20 protein-coding genes are annotated in these 19,229 nt (G+C 56.1%); 4 read left to right on the top strand and 16 right to left on the bottom strand.

Features of this window, described 5'->3' with window-relative positions; translation table 11 throughout:
• The first annotated feature begins 21 nt into the window (after window positions 1-21).
• From treC to nrdG, 3 genes are all read left to right on the top strand, one after another.
• The gene (gene treC, locus NMC31_RS14190; protein WP_253898325.1) at window positions 22-1,677 is read left to right on the top strand and encodes an alpha,alpha-phosphotrehalase; all 1,656 of its coding nucleotides are present in this window, start codon (window positions 22-24) and stop codon (window positions 1,675-1,677) included.
• Window positions 1,678-2,059: 382 nt separating this feature from the next.
• Window positions 2,060-4,198: an anaerobic ribonucleoside-triphosphate reductase gene (gene nrdD, locus NMC31_RS14185; protein ID WP_149462909.1), complete on the top strand. Its 2,139-nt coding sequence runs from the start codon at window positions 2,060-2,062 to the stop codon at window positions 4,196-4,198.
• Window positions 4,199-4,345: 147 nt separating this feature from the next.
• Complete coding sequence (nrdG, locus tag NMC31_RS14180) at window positions 4,346-4,810, top strand: anaerobic ribonucleoside-triphosphate reductase-activating protein (RefSeq protein ID WP_253898324.1); 465 nt, start codon at window positions 4,346-4,348, stop codon at window positions 4,808-4,810.
• Here the strand turns inward: nrdG and NMC31_RS14175 are convergent.
• The 14 genes from NMC31_RS14175 to pmbA form a co-directional block, all read right to left on the bottom strand.
• On the bottom strand, window positions 4,807-5,097 hold the full coding sequence (locus tag NMC31_RS14175) for a type II toxin-antitoxin system RelE family toxin (protein ID WP_253898323.1): 291 nt from the start codon (window positions 5,095-5,097) through the stop codon (window positions 4,807-4,809). The genes nrdG and NMC31_RS14175 overlap by 4 nt on opposite strands.
• Complete coding sequence (locus tag NMC31_RS14170) at window positions 5,087-5,329, bottom strand: type II toxin-antitoxin system RelB/DinJ family antitoxin (protein WP_253898322.1); 243 nt, start codon at window positions 5,327-5,329, stop codon at window positions 5,087-5,089. The genes NMC31_RS14175 and NMC31_RS14170 overlap by 11 nt, the downstream gene beginning before the upstream one ends.
• A 77-nt stretch (window positions 5,330-5,406) precedes the next feature.
• Window positions 5,407-7,320 (bottom strand): BglG family transcription antiterminator, encoded by a 1,914-nt coding sequence (locus NMC31_RS14165; RefSeq protein ID WP_253898321.1) that lies wholly within the window; start codon window positions 7,318-7,320, stop codon window positions 5,407-5,409.
• Window positions 7,321-7,340: 20 nt separating this feature from the next.
• On the bottom strand, window positions 7,341-8,492 hold the full coding sequence (locus tag NMC31_RS14160) for a lactonase family protein (RefSeq protein WP_253898320.1): 1,152 nt from the start codon (window positions 8,490-8,492) through the stop codon (window positions 7,341-7,343).
• Between the two features lie 148 nt (window positions 8,493-8,640).
• Window positions 8,641-9,381: a 2-dehydro-3-deoxy-phosphogluconate aldolase gene (dagF, locus tag NMC31_RS14155; protein ID WP_015966145.1), complete on the bottom strand. Its 741-nt coding sequence runs from the start codon at window positions 9,379-9,381 to the stop codon at window positions 8,641-8,643.
• Entirely contained in the window at window positions 9,378-10,496 is a 1,119-nt protein-coding gene (locus NMC31_RS14150) for a DgaE family pyridoxal phosphate-dependent ammonia lyase (RefSeq protein WP_253898319.1), read from the bottom strand. The genes dagF and NMC31_RS14150 overlap by 4 nt, the downstream gene beginning before the upstream one ends.
• The gene (locus NMC31_RS14145; protein WP_253898318.1) at window positions 10,480-11,613 is read right to left on the bottom strand and encodes an amidohydrolase/deacetylase family metallohydrolase; all 1,134 of its coding nucleotides are present in this window, start codon (window positions 11,611-11,613) and stop codon (window positions 10,480-10,482) included. The genes NMC31_RS14150 and NMC31_RS14145 overlap by 17 nt, the downstream gene beginning before the upstream one ends.
• A gap of 119 nt (window positions 11,614-11,732) precedes the next feature.
• Complete coding sequence (locus NMC31_RS14140) at window positions 11,733-12,377, bottom strand: DUF4310 family protein (protein ID WP_015966148.1); 645 nt, start codon at window positions 12,375-12,377, stop codon at window positions 11,733-11,735.
• Window positions 12,378-12,390: 13 nt separating this feature from the next.
• Window positions 12,391-13,167, bottom strand: a complete 777-nt coding sequence (locus NMC31_RS14135) for a DUF4311 domain-containing protein (RefSeq protein WP_015966149.1) — start codon at window positions 13,165-13,167, stop codon at window positions 12,391-12,393.
• 21 nt (window positions 13,168-13,188) lie between these two features.
• The gene (locus NMC31_RS14130) at window positions 13,189-13,488 is read right to left on the bottom strand and encodes a DUF4312 family protein (RefSeq protein WP_015966150.1); all 300 of its coding nucleotides are present in this window, start codon (window positions 13,486-13,488) and stop codon (window positions 13,189-13,191) included.
• 2 nt (window positions 13,489-13,490) lie between these two features.
• Complete coding sequence (locus NMC31_RS14125; RefSeq protein WP_008786042.1) at window positions 13,491-13,853, bottom strand: SFCGS family glycine-rich protein; 363 nt, start codon at window positions 13,851-13,853, stop codon at window positions 13,491-13,493.
• Between the two features lie 10 nt (window positions 13,854-13,863).
• A complete protein-coding gene (locus tag NMC31_RS14120; protein ID WP_149462901.1) occupies window positions 13,864-14,202 on the bottom strand; it encodes a PRD domain-containing protein in 339 nt (112 codons plus the stop codon).
• Between the two features lie 335 nt (window positions 14,203-14,537).
• Window positions 14,538-14,927: a cytochrome b562 gene (gene cybC, locus NMC31_RS14115; RefSeq protein ID WP_253898317.1), complete on the bottom strand. Its 390-nt coding sequence runs from the start codon at window positions 14,925-14,927 to the stop codon at window positions 14,538-14,540.
• 65 nt (window positions 14,928-14,992) lie between these two features.
• On the bottom strand, window positions 14,993-16,345 hold the full coding sequence (gene pmbA, locus NMC31_RS14110; RefSeq protein ID WP_149462899.1) for a metalloprotease PmbA: 1,353 nt from the start codon (window positions 16,343-16,345) through the stop codon (window positions 14,993-14,995).
• 94 nt (window positions 16,346-16,439) lie between these two features.
• Here pmbA and yjgA point away from each other — a divergent pair, with 94 nt between their 5' ends.
• A complete protein-coding gene (gene yjgA / locus NMC31_RS14105; protein WP_253898316.1) occupies window positions 16,440-16,991 on the top strand; it encodes a ribosome biogenesis factor YjgA in 552 nt (183 codons plus the stop codon).
• Window positions 16,992-17,086: 95 nt separating this feature from the next.
• Here yjgA and NMC31_RS14100 read toward each other — a convergent pair whose 3' ends face one another.
• Window positions 17,087-17,626, bottom strand: coding sequence for a GNAT family N-acetyltransferase (locus tag NMC31_RS14100; RefSeq protein ID WP_253898315.1), 540 nt, complete (start codon window positions 17,624-17,626; stop codon window positions 17,087-17,089).
• 81 nt (window positions 17,627-17,707) lie between these two features.
• Window positions 17,708-19,084 (bottom strand): UDP-N-acetylmuramate:L-alanyl-gamma-D-glutamyl-meso-diaminopimelate ligase, encoded by a 1,377-nt coding sequence (gene mpl / locus NMC31_RS14095; protein ID WP_253898314.1) that lies wholly within the window; start codon window positions 19,082-19,084, stop codon window positions 17,708-17,710.
• Between the last annotated feature and the right edge of the window lie 145 nt (window positions 19,085-19,229).

Raw genomic sequence — 19,229 nt, 5'->3', positions numbered from 1 at the left:
TTCGCATTTCAGGACAGCACTATGAATATTCTTCCCCACTGGTGGCAGAACGGCGTTATTTATCAAATTTATCCGAAGAGTTTTCAGGACACGACCGGCAGTGGTACCGGTGATTTACGCGGCGTGACCTATCGCCTCGACTATCTGAAGACGCTGGGCGTAGACGCCATCTGGCTGACCCCTTTTTATGTCTCGCCGCAGGTGGATAACGGCTACGACGTGGCGAATTACACCGCCATCGACCCGGCTTACGGTACGCTGGACGATTTCGATGAACTGGTGGCCGAGGCGAAAGCACGCGGTATTCGTATCGTACTGGATATGGTGCTCAACCACTCCTCCACGCAGCACGCCTGGTTCCGTGAATCGCTGAACAAAGAGAGCCCGTACCGCGAGTTCTATATCTGGCGTGATGGCGAGCCGGGCACTCCGCCGAATAACTGGCGATCGAAATTTGGCGGCAACGCCTGGCAGTGGCACGCTGAGAGCGAACAATATTACCTGCACCTGTTTGCGCCGGAACAGGCGGACCTCAACTGGGAAAACCCGGCGGTGCGCGCCGAGCTGAAAAAAGTGTGCGAGTTCTGGGCCGATCGCGGCGTCGACGGTCTGCGTCTTGATGTCGTGAACCTGATTTCCAAAGATCAGGCATTCCCTTCTGACCCTGACGGTGACGGACGTCGCTTCTATACCGATGGCCCGCGCGCTCATGAGTTCTTACAGGAGATGAGCCGCGATGTCTTTACCCCACGCGAGCTGATGACCGTGGGCGAAATGTCGTCAACCTCGCTGGAGAACTGCCAGCAGTACGCCGCGCTGGATGGTCGAGAACTGTCGATGACCTTTAACTTCCACCACCTGAAGGTCGATTATCCCGGCGGCGAGAAGTGGACGCTGGCGAAGCCGGACTACGTCGCCCTGAAAGCGCTGTTCAGCCACTGGCAGCAGGGCATGCATAATCGCGCGTGGAATGCGCTGTTCTGGTGTAATCACGATCAGCCGCGCATTGTTTCGCGCTTTGGCGATGAAGGCGAGTATCGCTTGCCTGCCGCCAAAATGCTGGCCATGGTGCTGCACGGCATGCAGGGCACGCCTTATGTCTATCAGGGCGAAGAGATTGGCATGACCAACCCGCATTTCACGCAAATAACCGACTACCGCGATGTCGAAAGCCACAATATGTTCGCCGAGCAGTTAGCGCAGGGCCAGGACGCGCAAACTTTACTGGCGATCCTCGCCAGCAAATCGCGCGATAACAGCCGCACGCCGATGCAATGGAATGGCGAAGCGCACGGCGGATTCACCACCGGCACGCCGTGGATCGCCCTGTGCGACAACTATGAAGCGATCAACGTCGATACGGCGCTGAACGATCCGAATTCGGTGTTCTGCACCTATCAGCAGTTAATTGCGCTGCGTAAAACCACGCCGATTCTGACGTGGGGCGATTATCAGGATCTTCTGCCCGATCACCCGTCCCTGTGGTGCTATCGCCGTCAGTGGAAGGGGCAAACACTGTTGGTGGTCGCTAACCTTAGCGCCGAGCTCCAGCACTGGCAGCCAGATGCCCCTCACGGCGACTGGGCGGCCTTAATCAGCAACTATGACGAAGTGGCAAGCGCCCCGTCTGAAATGACGCTACGGCCTTTTGAAGCGGTCTGGTGGCTGCAAAATTAACCCTCTCAGCCGGCGGCTTACGGTCGCCGGCTCCCTGCAAATCTTACTGTTTTTGTTGAATTTTTAAGCGACTTTCAGTAGTGCAAAATTTACATTAGCCGTAGCGCCCGTCATCTGTACGCTTCAATTTTTACTTTGTCCTACATCAATAAAATCGCAAACTTGTTTGATGCAAATCACTATATATAGACCTTAGAATGCTCGCCGACCCAACATATTGGGTTTATCGTCTACAATATCACCATACCCTTCCAATGAAGAAAGGGGGTGATATGTGGATAAATTTGACTGGAGAAGCGCTAACACGCGGGCAGGCTTTGTAAATCTGGCCCCCGCCCCGACTTCAGTTCTGTGGATAACCTGTTTTTATAATGGAGTGATCATGACACCGCATGTGATGAAACGCGATGGCTGTAAAGTGCCGTTCAAATCAGAGCGCATCCAGGAAGCTATCCTGCGTGCCGCTAAAGCAGCGGGAGTCGATGACGCAGACTATTGCGCCACCGTCGCGGCAATCGTAAGCGAGCAGATGCAGGGCCGCAGCCAGGTTGATATCAACGAGATCCAGACCGCGGTTGAAAACCAGCTGATGTCTGGCCCGTACAAACAGCTGGCGCGCGCCTATATCGAATATCGCCATGACCGCGACAGCCAGCGTGAAAAGCGTGGCCGTCTGAATCAGGAAATTCGTGGTCTGGTTGAACAAACCAACTCGGCATTGCTGAACGAAAACGCCAACAAAGACAGTAAAGTGATCCCAACCCAGCGTGACCTGCTGGCGGGTATCGTAGCAAAACACTACGCACGTCAGCACCTGCTGCCGCATGATGTAGTCATGGCGCACGAACGTGGCGTTATCCACTATCACGACCTTGATTACTCCCCGTTCTTCCCGATGTTCAACTGCATGTTGATCGACCTGAAAGGGATGCTGACGCAGGGATTTAAAATGGGTAACGCGGAAATCGAGCCGCCGAAATCCATCTCTACCGCGACGGCCGTTACCGCGCAGATCATCGCACAGGTTGCCAGCCACATTTATGGCGGCACCACCATTAACCGTATTGACGAAGTTCTGGCCCCGTTCGTGACCGCCAGCTTCAATAAACATCGCCAGACCGCTGAAGAGTGGCAGATTCCGGACGCAGAAGGCTACGCCCATTCCCGTACGGAAAAAGAGTGCTATGACGCTTTCCAGTCGCTGGAATATGAAGTGAACACGTTGCATACCGCCAACGGCCAGACACCGTTCGTGACTTTCGGTTTTGGTCTTGGTACGACCTGGGAATCACGCCTGATTCAGCAGTCCATTCTGCGTAATCGTATTGCGGGCCTCGGCAAAAACCGTAAAACCGCCGTGTTCCCGAAACTGGTGTTCGCTATCCGCGACGGCCTGAATCACAAACCGGGCGATGCCAACTACGACATCAAACAACTGGCGCTGGAATGCGCGAGCAAGCGCATGTATCCGGACATCCTGAACTACGACCAGGTTGTGAAAGTCACCGGTTCGTTCAAAACCCCGATGGGCTGCCGCAGCTTCCTCGGCGTGTGGGAAAACGAAAACGGCGAGCAGATCCACGATGGCCGCAACAACCTCGGCGTCATCAGCCTGAACCTGCCGCGCATCGCGCTGGAGGCCAAAGGCAACGAAGACGCGTTCTGGAAACTGCTGGATGAGCGTCTGGTGCTGGCGCGTAAAGCGCTGATGACCCGTATCGCACGTCTGGAAGGCGTAAAAGCGCGCGTGGCTCCTATCCTGTATATGGAAGGCGCGTGCGGCGTGCGTTTGCAGGCTGACGATGACGTTTCTGAAATCTTCAAAAACGGTCGTGCGTCTATCTCGCTGGGTTACATCGGCATTCACGAAACCATCAATGCGCTGTTTGGTAATCAGCACGTTTATGACAATGAAGCGCTGCGCGCCAAAGGCACTGCCATCGTTGAACGTCTGCGCCAGGCCGTTGACCAGTGGAAAGATGAAACCGGCTACGGCTTCAGCCTCTACAGCACGCCAAGTGAAAACCTGTGTGACCGCTTCTGCCGCCTTGATACCGCTGAATTCGGCGTGGTACCTGGCGTCACCGATAAAGGTTACTACACTAACAGCTTCCACCTGGACGTTGAGAAAAAGGTTAACCCGTACGACAAAATCGATTTTGAAGCCCCGTATCCGCCGCTGGCGAACGGCGGTTTCATTTGCTACGGCGAGTACCCGAACATTCAGCACAACCTGAAAGCGCTGGAAGATGTCTGGGATTACAGCTACAAGCACGTGCCGTATTACGGCACCAACACGCCAATTGATGAGTGCTACGAGTGCGGCTTTACCGGTGAATTCGAGTGCACCAGCAAAGGCTTCACCTGCCCGAAATGCGGCAACCACGACGCGTCCCGCGTATCGGTCACCCGCCGCGTATGCGGTTACTTAGGCAGCCCGGATGCGCGTCCGTTTAACGCCGGTAAGCAGGAAGAAGTGAAACGCCGCGTGAAACACCTCGGCAACGGGCAGATCGGTTAAACGGCTCCCCCTCACCCCGGCCCTCTCCCTAAGGGAGAGGGAGAAAACCACGCCGTCCTGTACGATCCGCTCGGTCGGTCCCCTCTCCCTTCGGGAGAGGGTTAGGGTGAGGGGCCACAACCCGCACTATACTCAATAAGAACAACCATGAATTACCATCAGTACTACCCCGTCGATATCGTCAATGGCCCCGGCACACGCTGCACGCTGTTTGTGGCAGGTTGCGTTCACGAATGCCCCGGCTGCTATAACAAAAGCACCTGGCGTGTGAATTCAGGTCAGCCATTCACCACCGAAATGGCCGACCGCATCATTGCCGATCTCAACGACACGCGCGTGAAACGCCAGGGGATTTCACTCTCCGGCGGCGATCCACTCCATCCGCAAAACGTGCCCGAGATCCTCAAGCTGGTCAAACGCATCCACGCGGAATGCCAGGGGAAGGATATCTGGGTGTGGACCGGCTACAAGCTGGACGAGCTGAACGCCGCGCAAATGGACGTGGTCAATCTCATCAACGTGCTGGTCGACGGTAAGTTTGTGCAGGATTTAAAAGACCCGGCGCTTATCTGGCGCGGCAGCAGCAATCAGGTGGTGCATCACCTGCGTTAAACTTCAAGCCGTTTGTCAGCATCCTGATAGACGGCAGATTTCTCCCGTTTGCCTATCGCTATCACCAGCACCGTAACCTTAGCCTCTTGCACCTGGTAAACCAGCCTGAACCCAGAAGCCTTTAGCTTGATTTTGTAGCAATCGGGGAACGTCCGTAACCTGTCAGCTTCATTGCGCGGATGAAGCAAAACTGATTTCAGTTTCTTTTTAAACTGCTCCCGGACGGTCGCACCTAACTTTTGCCACTCTTTTAACGCCCTCGGGTCAAAAGCCAGTTCATAGATCATCCAGCCTGACCTTAACGGCCTCTCGCGGATTGGCCAGTCTTTCCCTGACAGTTTGTAGCAGCGCCTCTTCACTGTCGCTGATGGTGACGTTTTTTACCGGCATCCGCCCGTTATCTGCCACATACTGAAACAGTAATCGCACGGCTTCCGTGGGAGTGATGTTGAGTTTTTCCAGCACGGCGTACGCCTCTTTCTTGAGTTGATCGTCAAGCCTGACGTTGATGGTCGCCATTGTGCCTCCAGAAAAAGAAAAAGTGTAATGCATTATAGCATTACACCCGCATTACATTCGATTCTGGAAAACGCCTCTCAAAACCGACTCACACACTCCATCGCCACGGTTTTAAACTCCGCAAAGTCCCGACAGGTGCACAGCCGCGCCATTGCGCGTTCGCGCAGGAAGGTGACGAAAATATCGTAGATCGCCATCGCTTCTTCATACTCACGTTTGCTGATGGCGAGCAGGAAGATGACATGCGCGGTTTCCTCGCCCCACGCAATCCCCTGCGGCGCCAGCACCGTGTAGACCACCGTTTTTTGTGCCAGCAATCCCAGGGCGTGAGGCAGCGCGATGCCGTCGCCGAGCATGGTGCTGACGATGGCTTCACGCTCCACAACTGAAGAGTGGAACTCGGCGTCAACAAAGCCTTCTTCATGAAGCTGAGCGCAAAGTTCGCTAAATAACGTCTGTTGGTCGATATCGCCGTCGATAATGCGAAAATGCGCCGCATCGAAATATTTGTTCAGCATCCACGGACGGGTGCGGTCCACCAGAACCAGTTTGCCGATTTGTTCAAGCTGGAACTCGGTTGGGAACGGGGCGATGGTCACCACCGGTTTATCTTTTTCGTTGATGCGGGCGGTCGAAATAACAAAGTCTTCGCTGATGCTCTCCCGCTGTTCGTAATCACGTAGCGAAAGCACATCGGTCACGTCAATCTGTGGATATTTGCGCTGCAACACCGCTTCAATCATGCGCACCATCGCCGTGCTGGTGTCGCACACCAGTAAGACACGCGGCTGACGCTGATAGCCGATATTGTAGTGCCGCTCCAGCCCGACGCCGATGTGCAGCACCAGGAAACCAACCTCGTTTTCGCTGATGGTGTACGGCGTGTACTTCCCCCAACTCGACACCGCCGCCAGGGTCATATCCCACGCCATCGGGTAGTGCTGTTTAATGTTGTCCAGCAGCGGATTGGGGATCATGATTTGGTAGCGCACGCGGGTGATCATCGTTTTGATATGGGTGAGCAGATCCGCGTGCAGCTGATCGTCGTTTTGCAGGTTGTAGTTATAGTGACTATTGATGTAGCTGAGGATGTAGTTCACCAGCGCTTCGGCATCGTCGGCACTGATAGCGCTTGGCGAAACCTGCTGGGTCTGGCGCGCGGAGATATGCACGCACAACCAGGCTTTCTCCGAGTCGGCCAGCGGTTTGCCCGCCAGTTTCTGCATGGCCGCCGCGATATCGCGCGCCGCTTCGCGCACATTCTGCGATACCTCTTCTTCCGCCGCGAATTCTGCCAGCGGGAAGCCCTCGCTGATACGCCGTACCGCCACCGCGCAATAAAGACGAATAAAGCGCTCTCCTTCGTCAGTCAGGCGAATCGCATAGCGGGTGAACGTTTCCTGCAACGTTGCGGTAAGCGAGGTGACGGCCCCCGCGTTAAGCGCTTCCGCCATCAGTTGGGCATTAAACCCTTCCTGCTGCGGCAGTTCCCAAAGGATATCCGTCAGGCAGGCGCGAACAGAGACTTCGCTGCCAAACAGCTTCATGCCGTGGCGCGGGCGCGTCTCCAGCGTCAACTGATACCGCTGAAAACGTTCACGCACAGCGATCATGTCGTTTTGCAGCGTGGCACGGCTGACAAACCACTCATCCGCCAGGTCTTCCAGCTTGAGTGAAAACGCGGATGTCAGAAAGCGCACCGCCAGAGAATGTTCGCGGTCGCTTGCCGTACGCGGAATTCGTAGCGTGCCCGGCGCACTTTCTTCCAGTTTTTGATAGCGATTCGGGTCGCTGATATTGAGCTGATAGCCGCTGCCGCGCGTGAGCGTAAACTGCGCGCCGTAGCTCGCCAGCAAGGCATTAAGCGCCGTGATATCGGCGCGAACGGTACGGGTGGAAACGGACAACCGTGCAGCCAGCTCATCCTGCGGCAAAACTTCGTTTTGCAGTAAATTGAACAGTTGGGCTAAACGTTGGTTGGGGAATCGCACGTCAGTTTCCTTATTACGCCTCAGGGGTTAAACGAAATCACCATCTGCGATGGGCTGCCGACCGATGTGTATTCGGGGACAAACGTCAGCGTGCCATCGTCAGGCGCGACGCGAAAACGGGTGATGTTATCGCTGCGCTGATTCATCACGTACAGCCAGCGGCCCGCGCTATCCAGCGTCAGGCTGCGCGGGTAGTCGCCTCGCGTCCATATATTATCATTTTGAATCAATGAACCGTCATTCATAACCGTGAAGTGGGCAATACTGTTGTGCAAGCGATTGGCAACATAGAGCTGTTTTCCGTCCGCACTGATTGCCAGCCCGGCGGCGAAGCTGGTTCCCTGATACGCTTTCGGCAGCGACGACACCGTTTTCCCTTCCTGAAGTTGCCCGGTTGTTGCATCAAGTCGGTAATGCGTCAGCGTGGAAGACTCTTCGTTGATCAACCAAAGCCCATCGCCTTTTGCTGTAAACACAAAATGACGCGGCCCCGCGCCCGGCGATGAAGCATTGATGAATGGCGGCGTATTCGGGATCAACTTGCCGTTCTTTTCATCCAGACGATACTGGTAGATCCGATCGAGCCCCAGATCGGTAGAAAAAACATATTTCCCGCTGGGATCGGCGGCGATCATATGCGCATGTGGGCCGTTATGATCGCTGGCGGCAAAGCTGCCTTTGACCGCAGCCGCAGGTTTCGCGGCGCCGGGATCACCCGCATCCTGATGAAAATCGCTGGCCTCCGCCAGGCTGCCATCGGCTTTCACCGGCAACATCGCCACGGAGCCGCTGACGTAATTCGCCACCAGCAGATGTTTTCCGCCGGGCGTCAACGAGAGATACACCGGGCCCGCGCCGCCGGATGAAACCTGATTGAGCTCATGAAGTGCGCCCTTCTCATCCACCCGCAACGCCTGCACCATGCCCTTCTCTTCTTCGCTCGCCACGTACAGGGTTTTGCCATCGGCAGAGACGGTAAGCTGCGCGGCATTGGGCAACGTGCTGACCAACGTTTTGTCGCTTAACGCCCCGGTTTGGCTGTCGAGGGTAAAGCGGTACACGCCTTCGCCGTTGGGGTTGTAGGTGCCCACCCACGCGTATTGCGTCTGCGCGATAGCGGTGGTGGCAAGCAGAGAAAGTGAAGCGACAAGCAGGTGGTGGGATGGGTGCATGATGGCTCCTTGGGAATAGTGTGGTTGGTTCCCCCTCACCCCGGCCCTCTCCCACAGGGAGAGGGTGAAAACCAGCGCAGGTATTTCACATTTGCACTGTCGGTCCCCTCTCCCTGCGGGAGAGGGTTAGGATGAGGGGGCACTCTTATTACTTCACTAACGCCTTCGTCATCTCCAGTAGCGCGCGCACGTCGTCCGGGCGCGTGTTGCCGCTGGCTTTATCAATAATAGAACTGTAGATGTGCGGGATGATTTTGCTTACACCGGCATCGAGGGCAATTTTCAGGATCTCGCTGAAGTTTTCCAGATCGATCCCCCCCGTTGGCTCCAACCAGAAGTCGTGACGTGCGCAGGCTTCCGCCACCGCTTTGTATTCCTCACGACACTTCAGGCCACCCATCGGGAAATATTTGATTGAGCTGCCGCCCATATCTTTCAGCAGGGCGATCGCCGTTTCAACCGGCACGATGCCATCCGGCGCGGTGCTGCTCAGCGGCCCGGTGGAGATTTTCACCATACCCGGCGTGCCGGTTGGTGAGACCAGACCGTTCACCACGGTGTCGTTCTGGCCCAGCAACGCACGGCTGGTCGCCACACCGGTAAAGACCTGGTTGACGTGCTGCGGCTGCACTTCAGCGGAAATCGCGCTGACCATCGCCGACTGATTCGGGTCGCCCGCGCCCAGACCTACGGAGAGTGCATTATCAATCCGCGCCGCGTAATCACGCATATCGGCCACGGCACTCGCCACATCCGGGTAATTTTTGGAGAGCACGCCCACCAGCACATGACCTTCCGCCGCTTCATAGATCTCGCTGGCGTTTTCTTTGCTGCCCGCCAGAACGTTCAGGCAGACGCGGTCACGGTAAAAGTTTGGGGTCAGTTTCATGCGTTAATCTCCTGTTTGATCACTTCTGCAATACGGCGGGCAACAATGTCCAGCTGCGCCTGGTCGACGCTGCGTACATCAGCTTCGATAATGCCTTCATTGGCTTTATATCCACGGAAGTAGATGGCGTATTGCCCCTGCTTGAGCGCATCGACCAGCTCGCCGGTGCCAATGCCGGTGACGGCTTCGTCGAATTTAATTTCGGTACGCGCAATGTCACGCCCGGCGCTATCCCAGACCACACGGGCGGACACGCCGTTGAGCGTATTCAGTGCATCGATAAACGGCGTCATCTTCGCCACCATCTCCGCGCCGCTCTCTTTCGTTGCGGTAAGGTAATGTTCAATGGCGCAGGTCAGGCCAAGAATGCCCTCTTTGCCCACTTTCATCGCGCGGCCAATACCCGCCGACTGGCGCTTCACCCACTCAACGTACTGGGTTTTGCCAATCACCAGACCGCTGGTCGGCCCTTCAATGGCTTTCGCGCCGCTGTAAATGACCAGGTCCGCCCCAGAACGGTAGTAACACTGGAGATCTTCTTCCGCCGCCGCATCAACAATCAGCGGCAGGTTATGTTTACGTGCGACAACCACCGCCTGCTCAACGCTGAGCATGCTTTTCTGCACGCAGTGGTGCGATTTGATATACAGGATAGCCGCCGTGCGCGGGGTAATTGCCGCCGCCAATTGTGCTGCGGAACATTCGTTAGCGTAACCCGCTTCCACCAGCTTGCCGCCGCCGAGCGCAACCATGGTGCCCACTGGTGCGCCGAAGTTGACGTTGTGACCTTTCGGTAGAACGATTTCGTTGTTTTCAACCGGCGTGACATGCAGGTTTTCCAGCAGCCAGTCGCTGTCTTTTACCAGCACCGCCGCCACGGACTGCGCAATACCTGCCGACGCGCACGAGACCACCGTCGCCCCTTCGACATCCAGCAAATTAGCAATGTACTCGCCGGTTTTATTGACCAGGTCTTTCATCTCGAAATACTGGTTCATGCCGTCCATCGCCGCCTGGACCACTTCCGGGCGTGGGGTTGAAACACCCAGCGCGGTCATGCGGCCAGAGGTGTTGATGACTTGTTTTAGATGGTATTTCTCAAAAATCGAAGGCATTTTCTGCACTCCCTTGTTCGGTCATATAGCCTTTGCCTGCGCGAACGGCAGCCAGTGGCACCAGAATTTTGTCAGCCTGAAGCGAAACGTTTTCCGCATCGGTCAGGCTCATCGGTTGATCTTTCACGGTAAAAATCGTCAGATCCGCGTCCATCCCCGGCGCCAGGCGACCTTTGTGGGCCAGACGTAAGCCTTCTGCGGCATGCGAGGTGACACAGGCAATGACCTGCGGCAGCGACAGACCGATGGCGAGGAATTTGGACATCACCAGCGCCAGCGAGCGTACCGGGCCGTCGATGCGGTTGCGGCAGTAGATATCGGAACTGATGGTGTGTGGCAGAATGCCCATTGCGATGGCGCGTTTCGCTACCTCAAAGCTAAAGCTGGCGGTACCGTGGCCGACATCGAGACGCACGCCACGCTTCAGCGCGCGCGTAATCGAGGCGCGCAGTTCACCTTCCGGCGTAAGAATGCGGTTCGGTTTGCCGTTATAGCAGTGGGTAATGATGTCGCCGGAACTCAGCAGGTCGGCAATCTCATCCAGGTTCGGCGGGTTGTTGCCGATATGCACCATCAGCGGCAAATCGCCGTTGGCTTGCTGCATGGCTTTCGCATGTTCCAGCGGAGTGATGCCGTTTTCGCCTACCACACTGCTGCTCATCCGCGCCTTCAGGCCGACGATAAAATCAGGGTGACGTCTCACCGCCTGTTGCACCGCGTCGGCGTCGATATTGGCCATATTGGCCAGCTCGTTCTGGGCAATCAGCCCGACGCGGGAGATATTCAGCAGCGCATAAACGTCGGTCGCCGCCTGGCGAGTGAGTTCATAGAATTCATCCACGTCATCTGCCCCGGTGCTACCGGCATCGATAACGGTGGTCACGCCGGTGGCGATCCCTACGCTATCGGGTTCGTCGTGGTAAATCGGTGATTTCGGGTAGCAGTGAACGTGGGAGTCAATCCAGCCCGCGCTGACGTAGTAGTTGCCGTGCAGGTCGATCGTTTTCTTAGCGGGTGACGTCAGGTCGCCCAGCGCGTGGATTAAGCCATCCTGAATGGCGATATCGGTCAGGGTATCGTCGACGAGGCGCGCACCGCGCAGGAGTAAATCAAACATCTCGTTCTCCTGAGAGAGCGGGCGTTTTCACGCCCGCCTGGGTCATTGCCGGATGACGGCATTTTCGTCTTATTCGGCCTACCGCTCGTAGGCCTGATAAGCGAAGCGCCATCAGGCAGTTAGCTAATCGCGATTGGGAACAGCGCACCAAACAGCATCGCGCCCAGAATCGCACCGCCGGTAATCGGCTTCTGCCAGAGGTAGAAAAGCAGCGCGCCAAGCAGGGAACCGATACCGATAGGAATGGATGCGGTCATCGCACTGAGAATAATCAACGGCCCGAGGAAGCGGCCAGAGGCGTTACCCGCCCCCATCATCACGTCCGCCCCGTAGGTCGAGTCGCTCTGATTGATGGTGAACTTACGCGCCAGAATAATGACGTAACCGATCGCCAGGCCAATCACCAGACCGGTAATCAGTGAAGCGATAAAGTTGGTCACCGGGAACATGATGCCCGCGCCGAGCAGCAGCGCCGGAACACCGAGGCCGACGCCGGTTTGAATCGCGCCGCCGATATCCAGAATCCCCACCAGCGAACCTTCGATGATGCGGGCAAACAGGAAGCTTGCGCCAAACGCCGCCACCGCGCCGTAAGCGCCGGTATCAATCCCGGCACGCAGCATCGAGACAAACGCCACTTCGTTAAATGCGCCGATGCCGTAGAGGTAGTACATGTGCGTCCCGGCGAACACGCCGGAAGAGAGCAGGCCAACAAAGATCGGGAACGACCAGTCGGCATACCAAAAACCTTTATTCTGTTCCATTTCGAGGCTCCCGTTATTTGCCGCTGAGCGAGCTGTGGATCAGATCGAGCCAGTTCGGCACGGTCAGGTGGAAGGATTCGATCATCTTCATGTCGAAGCCGCGGAAGAAGGCGCTCAGGACAAACAGCACCACGATGGCGCTCATCATCACTTTGGTGATGCGGTTCCAGCCGCTCTCTTCAACGCCCTTACCAATCAGGATACCCAGCACCAGACCCGGTACAGCATTCCCCATGATCATCTGCGCTGCACCACCAAAGACGGTCGCCCAGAAGCCCGATTTCTTGCCCGCGTCAATCGCCGCCAGCCAGAAGATTACCGGCATCACCGTGTTCACCAGCAGGTTCGCTGCCGGAACCAGTACCTTAACGGCGGTCACCTGGAGTGATTCCGGTACTGAGGAGGCGGTTAAGTTGAGGAAGGTAACGACCAGCATGCCGATCACGCCGCAGGCAATCGCCATTTTCTTCGGATCGTGCAGCGTCTCGCCGACATTGCGATTTTTAATCATCAGTGCCGCCGCGCCCCAGTTCGGGATGATGCGGTGGTCAACGTCCTGGGTAAATGAACCTGCTGCAACGGAAGAGGCCCAGGCGTTAAAGAAGAAGCCAAGACCAAAGGAGAAGTGTGACGCCGGGTCGCCTTCACAGGAGTTCAGCTCCCCCAACGTACGAAACGCGCCCATCCCTTGTGTGGTTGGCGCATGGAACATGCGTGCAGCACCGGCCCCTACACCGACGCCGACCAGGCCGCCGATAATGAGCGATTTTATTAATATAATTAAGAACATCAGTCTGCCCTTCTGTGTGATTTAGCTCTGCGTGACGAAATCCACGTTGTCGAGATTGATGGCGGTCACGTTGACGGTCACATCCAGCTCCACGCTGTAGGTGCGTCTTTCCCGGCGCAGAAAGAAGAATAAGAACGCTTCTTTTCGCACCGCTTCATACGCATGAACAACCTGCACATCCTGTGGCTCAATACGCAGTAAGATATGCGGTGTATCTTTCATCACCGCGGCCTGAACATGGTTTAGCGCGTCGGCAAAGGCGCGCGCTTTGGCGTCGCCTTTCCCTTTGACTCTCACCGTTTTGGTGAATTGTTGTTTCATACTCACGCGCCGTACTTCTTCTGCCACGCCTGTACCAGACGCTCGCCCAGCTCTTCTTTATCCATAAAACCGAAGCCCAGTACGTTGCAGCCTTCGTTGATGGCCGTCACGCCCTCATCAACGGAGCGCATACCATATTTGGCTTTGTAGCCATATTTGGTCTGCGCAGTAATCGCACCTGCACCGCCGCTGCCGCAGAAGGAGATGCCGAATGTGGCGTTTTCCGCTTTCATCACATCGCCCAGTTTCATATCTGCTGCCACGCCCGGTACGACCACGGCACGACCACCCGCTTTCTCAACGCCTGCTGCCACTTTCTGGCCTTTGCCTAAACGATCGCCAATCACAACGGTAATCTGTTCCATGTTTTGCTCCTTAAAGGTTTTCTTTTGCGACTTCGAAGTGAACGGAAAGCAGCCAGGACTCTTCATCAGGAAGATTGCCAAACTGCGCGACCACTTCGCGGGCAAGTTGCATTGATTCAGGTGAAATTTCGTCGAACAGGCTGGCATCTACTTCTGGCAGCGGTTCACCGGTCACAGACCGATGCGCCATTGCGCGCAAATGAGAAGTCAGCATCTGCTCCTGTACGTCGTTGGGGATAATGTTGTGGCTGCGTAACAGGTCAAAAACCTGCTTCAGCATGGTGTCGGCAAGCTGTTCTGTTTGCGCTGCCGGTTCCACATCATTGTTCAATACCGCTGCATTCATCACTCGTCTTACCCCGTTAATGGCTCTGGAATTAAAGTAACGGCGCGGGTTGCAGGTTTGTAGCGAGTTGTTTTCCACTTCGAAGTGGAAAGGTGAAGGAGGCCAGTGATCTGTGCCACAAAATTAGCGGTTTTAACGAGTTATCGGCGGAAAAGCGTGATATTCATCACGCGAATATATCCTGAAACGGAAGTTCAGCGGCGGAATACGTATTGAGGATTTGTACGAAAATGTGAGGTGGATAAGGTTTACTTATGTGCGGTGAAAGTGCCGGATGGCGCTGGCGCTTATCCGGCCTACGGGATAAGGCTCAGCCACCATCCGGCGCTCACTAATAATCAACGAAACTTCTTGTGGTTCTCGTTGCGCGTGGCTTTAAACTCTTCCGCCGCCGCCTTGGCTTCCTGCACTTTGCCTTCGTTGGCCAGCTTCAGTGCGCCATCGATTTGCCCGACCAGCACGTCAAAGCCGTGACGATAATCTTTCATCTCGGCGCTGTCAGCCGCTTTACTTTCCAGCTTCGGCGGGGTTTCTTTCTGGGCGTCCAGCGCGGCGGTGCGCATTTCGGTGAGCGCCGCTTTCAGCTCGGTCGCATCCGAGGTGCTTTCCACCACTTTGAGGTTTTTCGCCAGCGTATCCATATCATCCTCGAGATCGGCGAACGCAGGTGCTGCCGCGCCCAACGCAAGAGAGGATACGGCTAACATTGCTAAGAGTTTTTTACGCATTGCTCACTTCCTTTTTTATTATTAAGCAATCAGACGCCGCAGGGCGCGTCCGTAAAAACCGGGCATTATTGCCCGGCGATTTTCATCTCCGGCAGAAGCACGGAGCCACACTGGATATTGCTGCGCGTTTCGATATCGTCAGCAATCGTGACGATATTACGCCACATATCTTTCAGATTTCCTGCGATCGTAATCTCACTGACCGGATACTGGATCTCGCCATTTTCGACCCAGAAACCGGATGCACCGCGAGAATAGTCGCCGGTGATTCCGCTGACACCTTGTCCCATCAGTTCGGTGACGACAAGACCCGTGCCCATCTCTTTAAGCAACTTTTCAAAACTCAGGCCGCGCCCGGCGATACGCCAGTTGTGAATGCCGCCCGCGTGACCGGTACTCTTAAGGCCCAGCTTACGCGCAGAGTAATTCGTCAGCAGCCACTGCATCAGCACGCCGTCTTTGATGATGTCGCGACGCTCGGTGCGCACGCCTTCACTGTCAAATGGCGTAGAGGCGAGCCCTTTCAGCAGGTGCGGGTGCTCTTCAATGGTCAGCCACTCCGGCAGGATCTGCTTACCGAGGGAATCGAGCAGGAAGGTCGATTTGCGATACACCGAGCCACCGGCAATCGCACCAACCAGGTGGCCAAACAGACCGGTCGCCACTTCATTAGCAAAAATCACCGGCGCTTTCATGGTAGAAAGCTTACGCGGCGACAGACGCGCCAGCGTGCGGCGGGCGCACTCTTCGCCGACAAACTCCGGGGTTTGCAGGTCGCCCAGCGCGCGGCCAATGGTGTAGGCGTAGTCGCGTTCCATATCGCCATCGGCTTCGGCGATCACACAGCTGGAGAGCGAGTGGCGCGTCGAGCAGTAGCTTTGCAGCATGCCGTGGCTGTTACCGAACACTTTGATGCCGTAGTGGCTATTAAAACTGCCGCCTTCGGTATTGGTGATGCGTTTATCGGCCTTCAGCGACGCCTGTTCTGCGCGCGCGGCGTATTCAATCGCCTCATCCGGCGTCACTTCAGCCGGGTGGAACAGGTCGAGATCCGGCGCATCAAAGGCCAGCAAATCTTTTTCTGCGACACCTGCACACGGGTCTGGCGAGGTATAACGGGCGATATCCAGTGCAGCCTGAACGGTACGCGCGATGGCGTCCGGGCTGAGATCGGTTGAGGACGCGCTGCCTTTACGATTCTGGTGATACACGGTGATGCCAAGCGCACCATCGCTATTAAATTCAACGTTTTCCACTTCACCATAACGGGTGCTGACGCCAATGCCCGTGGTCTTACTCACCGCGACTTCAGCACCATCTGATTTGCCTGATGCCAGTTCCAGTGCGGTGGAGACAGCTTTTTCCAGCGCAATACGCTGTTCTGCAACTTGTGTGATTACTTTCATCGCCAATGCCATAATGTTAGGTAAAGTTACCTGAAGTCTAACAGAGAACCCTTTCTCAGTGTGCGCCCAAGCTGTTAGTATTAGCCTCTTTTTTAAGGAGCCTGAAATGACAAAGCAGCCCGAAGACTGGCTCGACGACGTCCCCGGTGATGATATCGAAGACGAAGATGATGAAATTATCTGGGTCAGCAAGAGTGAAATTAAACGTGACGCCGAAGAGCTGAAGCAGCTTGGCGGTGAGATCGTCGACCTGGGTAAAAACGCGCTGGATAAAATCCCGCTCGATGATGACCTGCGTGCCGCCATTGAGCTGGCGCAGCGCATCAAGAAAGAAGGTCGCCGCCGCCAGATGCAGCTGATTGGCAAAATGTTGCGTAGCCGTGACGTCGAGCCGATTCGCCAGGCGCTGGATAAGCTGAAGAACCGCCACAACCAGCAGGTTGCCCTGTTCCATAAGCTGGAACAGATGCGCGATCGTCTGATTGATAACGGTGATGAAGCGATGGATGAAGTGCTGAATCTGTGGCCGACAGCTGACCGTCAGCAACTGCGTTCACTGATCCGCAACGCGAAGAAAGAGAAAGAAGGGAATAAGCCGCCGAAGTCTTCGCGTCTGATTTTCCAGTATCTGCGCGAACTGGCGGAGAACGAAGGGTAAGTTGGGAGCAGGTTTGTTCCCCCTCACCCCGGCCCTCTCCCACAGGGAGAGGGAGAAAACAGGTGCGGACGGTTCCCTCTCCTTCAGGGAGAGGGTTAGGGTGAGGGTTGTTTCAGCCCCATCACTATCCCGCACAACCCCTCATTAAACCGCTGATACCCCGCCGCATCGATCCCCTGCGGGTAACTCAGCACCACCAGTTCATGGTCGGCAATCCCCTGATGATACGTCGGGTGCACGTGCGCCCACGGATTCGCGATAAACCCCATTAATTCATAAAACCGTAGCCGCCTGTGGGCAATTTCCGTGGTAAGCGGATCAATTTCCAGCACCGTTAACGGGGCGCGGGTCAGGAGTTCAGCCAGCAAAATCTTGCCGTAACCTTTTGAGCGCAATGTGCCATCGACCGCCAGATGCTCAATGTAAAGCATCTCTCCCAGTCGCCAGCTACCGCTCATCCCCACAAATTGCTCACCGTCGAACCACGCTTCCAGCGCATAACGTGGATCATTAAGCGCCTCTGTTTTGGCCGCCGCTTCGCGCTGTTCATGCCACGGAAAAGCCTGCGCGTACAGCGCATCGACGCGCGCAAAAAGTGGCGAGTCTGTTGAAGTGATTTTATGTGGCGAAAGCATCCGCGATCTCCTCCAAAAATAGCCATAAAAAAAGCCAACCGGTTTCCCGGTTGGCTGCGCAGAAACCTGACCTGAGGGAGGTTACTGTTGTTGCTGTTCCGCTTTTTTCGCCAGGCCGTCCAGCAGTTTCTGATGAATACCGCCGAAGCCGCCGTTGCTCATCACCAGAATGTGATCGCCTGGATGCGCGGTTTTCAGCACCATGTCCACCAGCGTGTCAACGTCGGCGCTCCAGTGGGCAGGCTGCACGCAGGCTTCTGCCACTTCGGCCACCTGCCACGGGATGTGCTGCGGCTGAAGCAGGAAGACTTCATCCGCGCGCCCCAGTGACGGAGCGAGATCGTCTTTGCAGACGCCCATTTTCATGGTGTTAGAGCGCGGTTCCAGCACCGCCAGAATGCGTGCTGTGCCGCCGACTTTGCCGCGCAGCGCCTGAAGCGTGGCGAGGATAGCCGTCGGGTGATGTGCGAAGTCATCGTAGACGCTCACGCCGTTGGCTTCGCCGCGCAGTTCAAGGCGGCGACGGGCGTTGATGAACGTCCCCAGCGCGTTTGCCGCATCTGCAGGCGTAACGCCGACGTGACGCGCAGCAGCAATTGCCATCAGGCCATTGTGCATGTTGTGCTCGCCCACCAGGCCCCATTTCACCTGACCGACCACCTCGCCATCGAGCAGCACTTCCCACTCGGAGGCATCGGCATTCAGTTTTTTCGCCTGCCAGTGGCCCTGTTCACCTACCAGCTCCTGCTCGCTCCAGCACCCCATCGCCATCGTCTGCTTCAGGTTGATGTCGTTTTCCGGCCAGATAATGCGCCCCTGCCCCGGAACGATGCGTACCAGGTGGTGGAACTGTTTCTGAATCGCTTTCAGGTCGTCAAAGATGTCCGCGTGATCGAACTCAAGGTTGTTGAGGATCAGCGTGCGCGGGCAGTAATGCACGAATTTAGAACGCTTATCGAAGAAGGCGCAGTCGTATTCATCCGCTTCAATAACGAAGAACGGGCTGTCGCCCAGACGCGCAGAAACCTCAAAGTTCCCCGGCACGCCGCCGATCACAAAGCCCGGCTTGTAGCCACACGCTTCGAGGATCCAGGTCGCCATACCGGCAGTGGTGGTTTTCCCGTGCGTACCGGCAACGGCCAGCACCCAGCGGTCGCGCAGGACGAAATCATGCAGCCACTGAGGGCCGGACATGAACGGAATGTTCTTTTCCAGCACCGCTTCAACACACGGATTCCCGCGCGTCATGGCGTTACCGATGATCACCAGATCCGGCTGCGGGTCGAGCTGGCTGGCGTCGTAACCCTGAATTAAATCAATGCCCTGGTTCTCAAGCAGCGTGCTCATTGGCGGATACACATTCGCATCCGAGCCCGTTACTTCATGGCCGAGGGAGCGGGCCAGCATTGCCAGGCCGCCCATGAAAGTGCCACAAATTCCCAAAATATGAATGCGCATACGTCACTATCCTTCTTTTATCTGCCGCACATTTTACCCACATGTTCGCCAGCAGAGAAATGCATTTCAGGATATTCCGTACTTTGCTGGCGCGATTCACCTGTGCGCATTCTTTTTATTCTTTGTTAAGATTGTTGCAGTCGCT

Origin of the sequence: Pseudocitrobacter vendiensis (assembly GCF_943590815.1) — a bacterium.
In the GTDB taxonomy this organism is placed as follows: Bacteria; Pseudomonadota; Gammaproteobacteria; order Enterobacterales; family Enterobacteriaceae; genus Pseudocitrobacter; species Pseudocitrobacter vendiensis.
Note: the sequence above shows the minus strand (reverse complement) of the source record. Positions and strands in the feature narration are given on the sequence as shown.

Coding starts and splice junctions, on each gene's coding strand:
- treC (WP_253898325.1), top strand. CDS start 22: ATGAATATTCTTCCCCACTGGTGGCAGAACGGCGTTATTTATCAAATT.
- nrdD (WP_149462909.1), top strand. CDS start 2,060: ATGACACCGCATGTGATGAAACGCGATGGCTGTAAAGTGCCGTTCAAA.
- nrdG (WP_253898324.1), top strand. CDS start 4,346: ATGAATTACCATCAGTACTACCCCGTCGATATCGTCAATGGCCCCGGC.
- NMC31_RS14175 (WP_253898323.1), bottom strand. CDS start 5,097: ATGATCTATGAACTGGCTTTTGACCCGAGGGCGTTAAAAGAGTGGCAA.
- NMC31_RS14170 (WP_253898322.1), bottom strand. CDS start 5,329: ATGGCGACCATCAACGTCAGGCTTGACGATCAACTCAAGAAAGAGGCG.
- NMC31_RS14160 (WP_253898320.1), bottom strand. CDS start 8,492: ATGCACCCATCCCACCACCTGCTTGTCGCTTCACTTTCTCTGCTTGCC.
- dagF (WP_015966145.1), bottom strand. CDS start 9,381: ATGAAACTGACCCCAAACTTTTACCGTGACCGCGTCTGCCTGAACGTT.
- NMC31_RS14150 (WP_253898319.1), bottom strand. CDS start 10,496: ATGCCTTCGATTTTTGAGAAATACCATCTAAAACAAGTCATCAACACC.
- NMC31_RS14145 (WP_253898318.1), bottom strand. CDS start 11,613: ATGTTTGATTTACTCCTGCGCGGTGCGCGCCTCGTCGACGATACCCTG.
- NMC31_RS14140 (WP_015966148.1), bottom strand. CDS start 12,377: ATGGAACAGAATAAAGGTTTTTGGTATGCCGACTGGTCGTTCCCGATC.
- NMC31_RS14135 (WP_015966149.1), bottom strand. CDS start 13,167: ATGTTCTTAATTATATTAATAAAATCGCTCATTATCGGCGGCCTGGTC.
- NMC31_RS14130 (WP_015966150.1), bottom strand. CDS start 13,488: ATGAAACAACAATTCACCAAAACGGTGAGAGTCAAAGGGAAAGGCGAC.
- NMC31_RS14125 (WP_008786042.1), bottom strand. CDS start 13,853: ATGGAACAGATTACCGTTGTGATTGGCGATCGTTTAGGCAAAGGCCAG.
- cybC (WP_253898317.1), bottom strand. CDS start 14,927: ATGCGTAAAAAACTCTTAGCAATGTTAGCCGTATCCTCTCTTGCGTTG.
- pmbA (WP_149462899.1), bottom strand. CDS start 16,345: ATGGCATTGGCGATGAAAGTAATCACACAAGTTGCAGAACAGCGTATT.
- yjgA (WP_253898316.1), top strand. CDS start 16,440: ATGACAAAGCAGCCCGAAGACTGGCTCGACGACGTCCCCGGTGATGAT.
- NMC31_RS14100 (WP_253898315.1), bottom strand. CDS start 17,626: ATGCTTTCGCCACATAAAATCACTTCAACAGACTCGCCACTTTTTGCG.
- mpl (WP_253898314.1), bottom strand. CDS start 19,084: ATGCGCATTCATATTTTGGGAATTTGTGGCACTTTCATGGGCGGCCTG.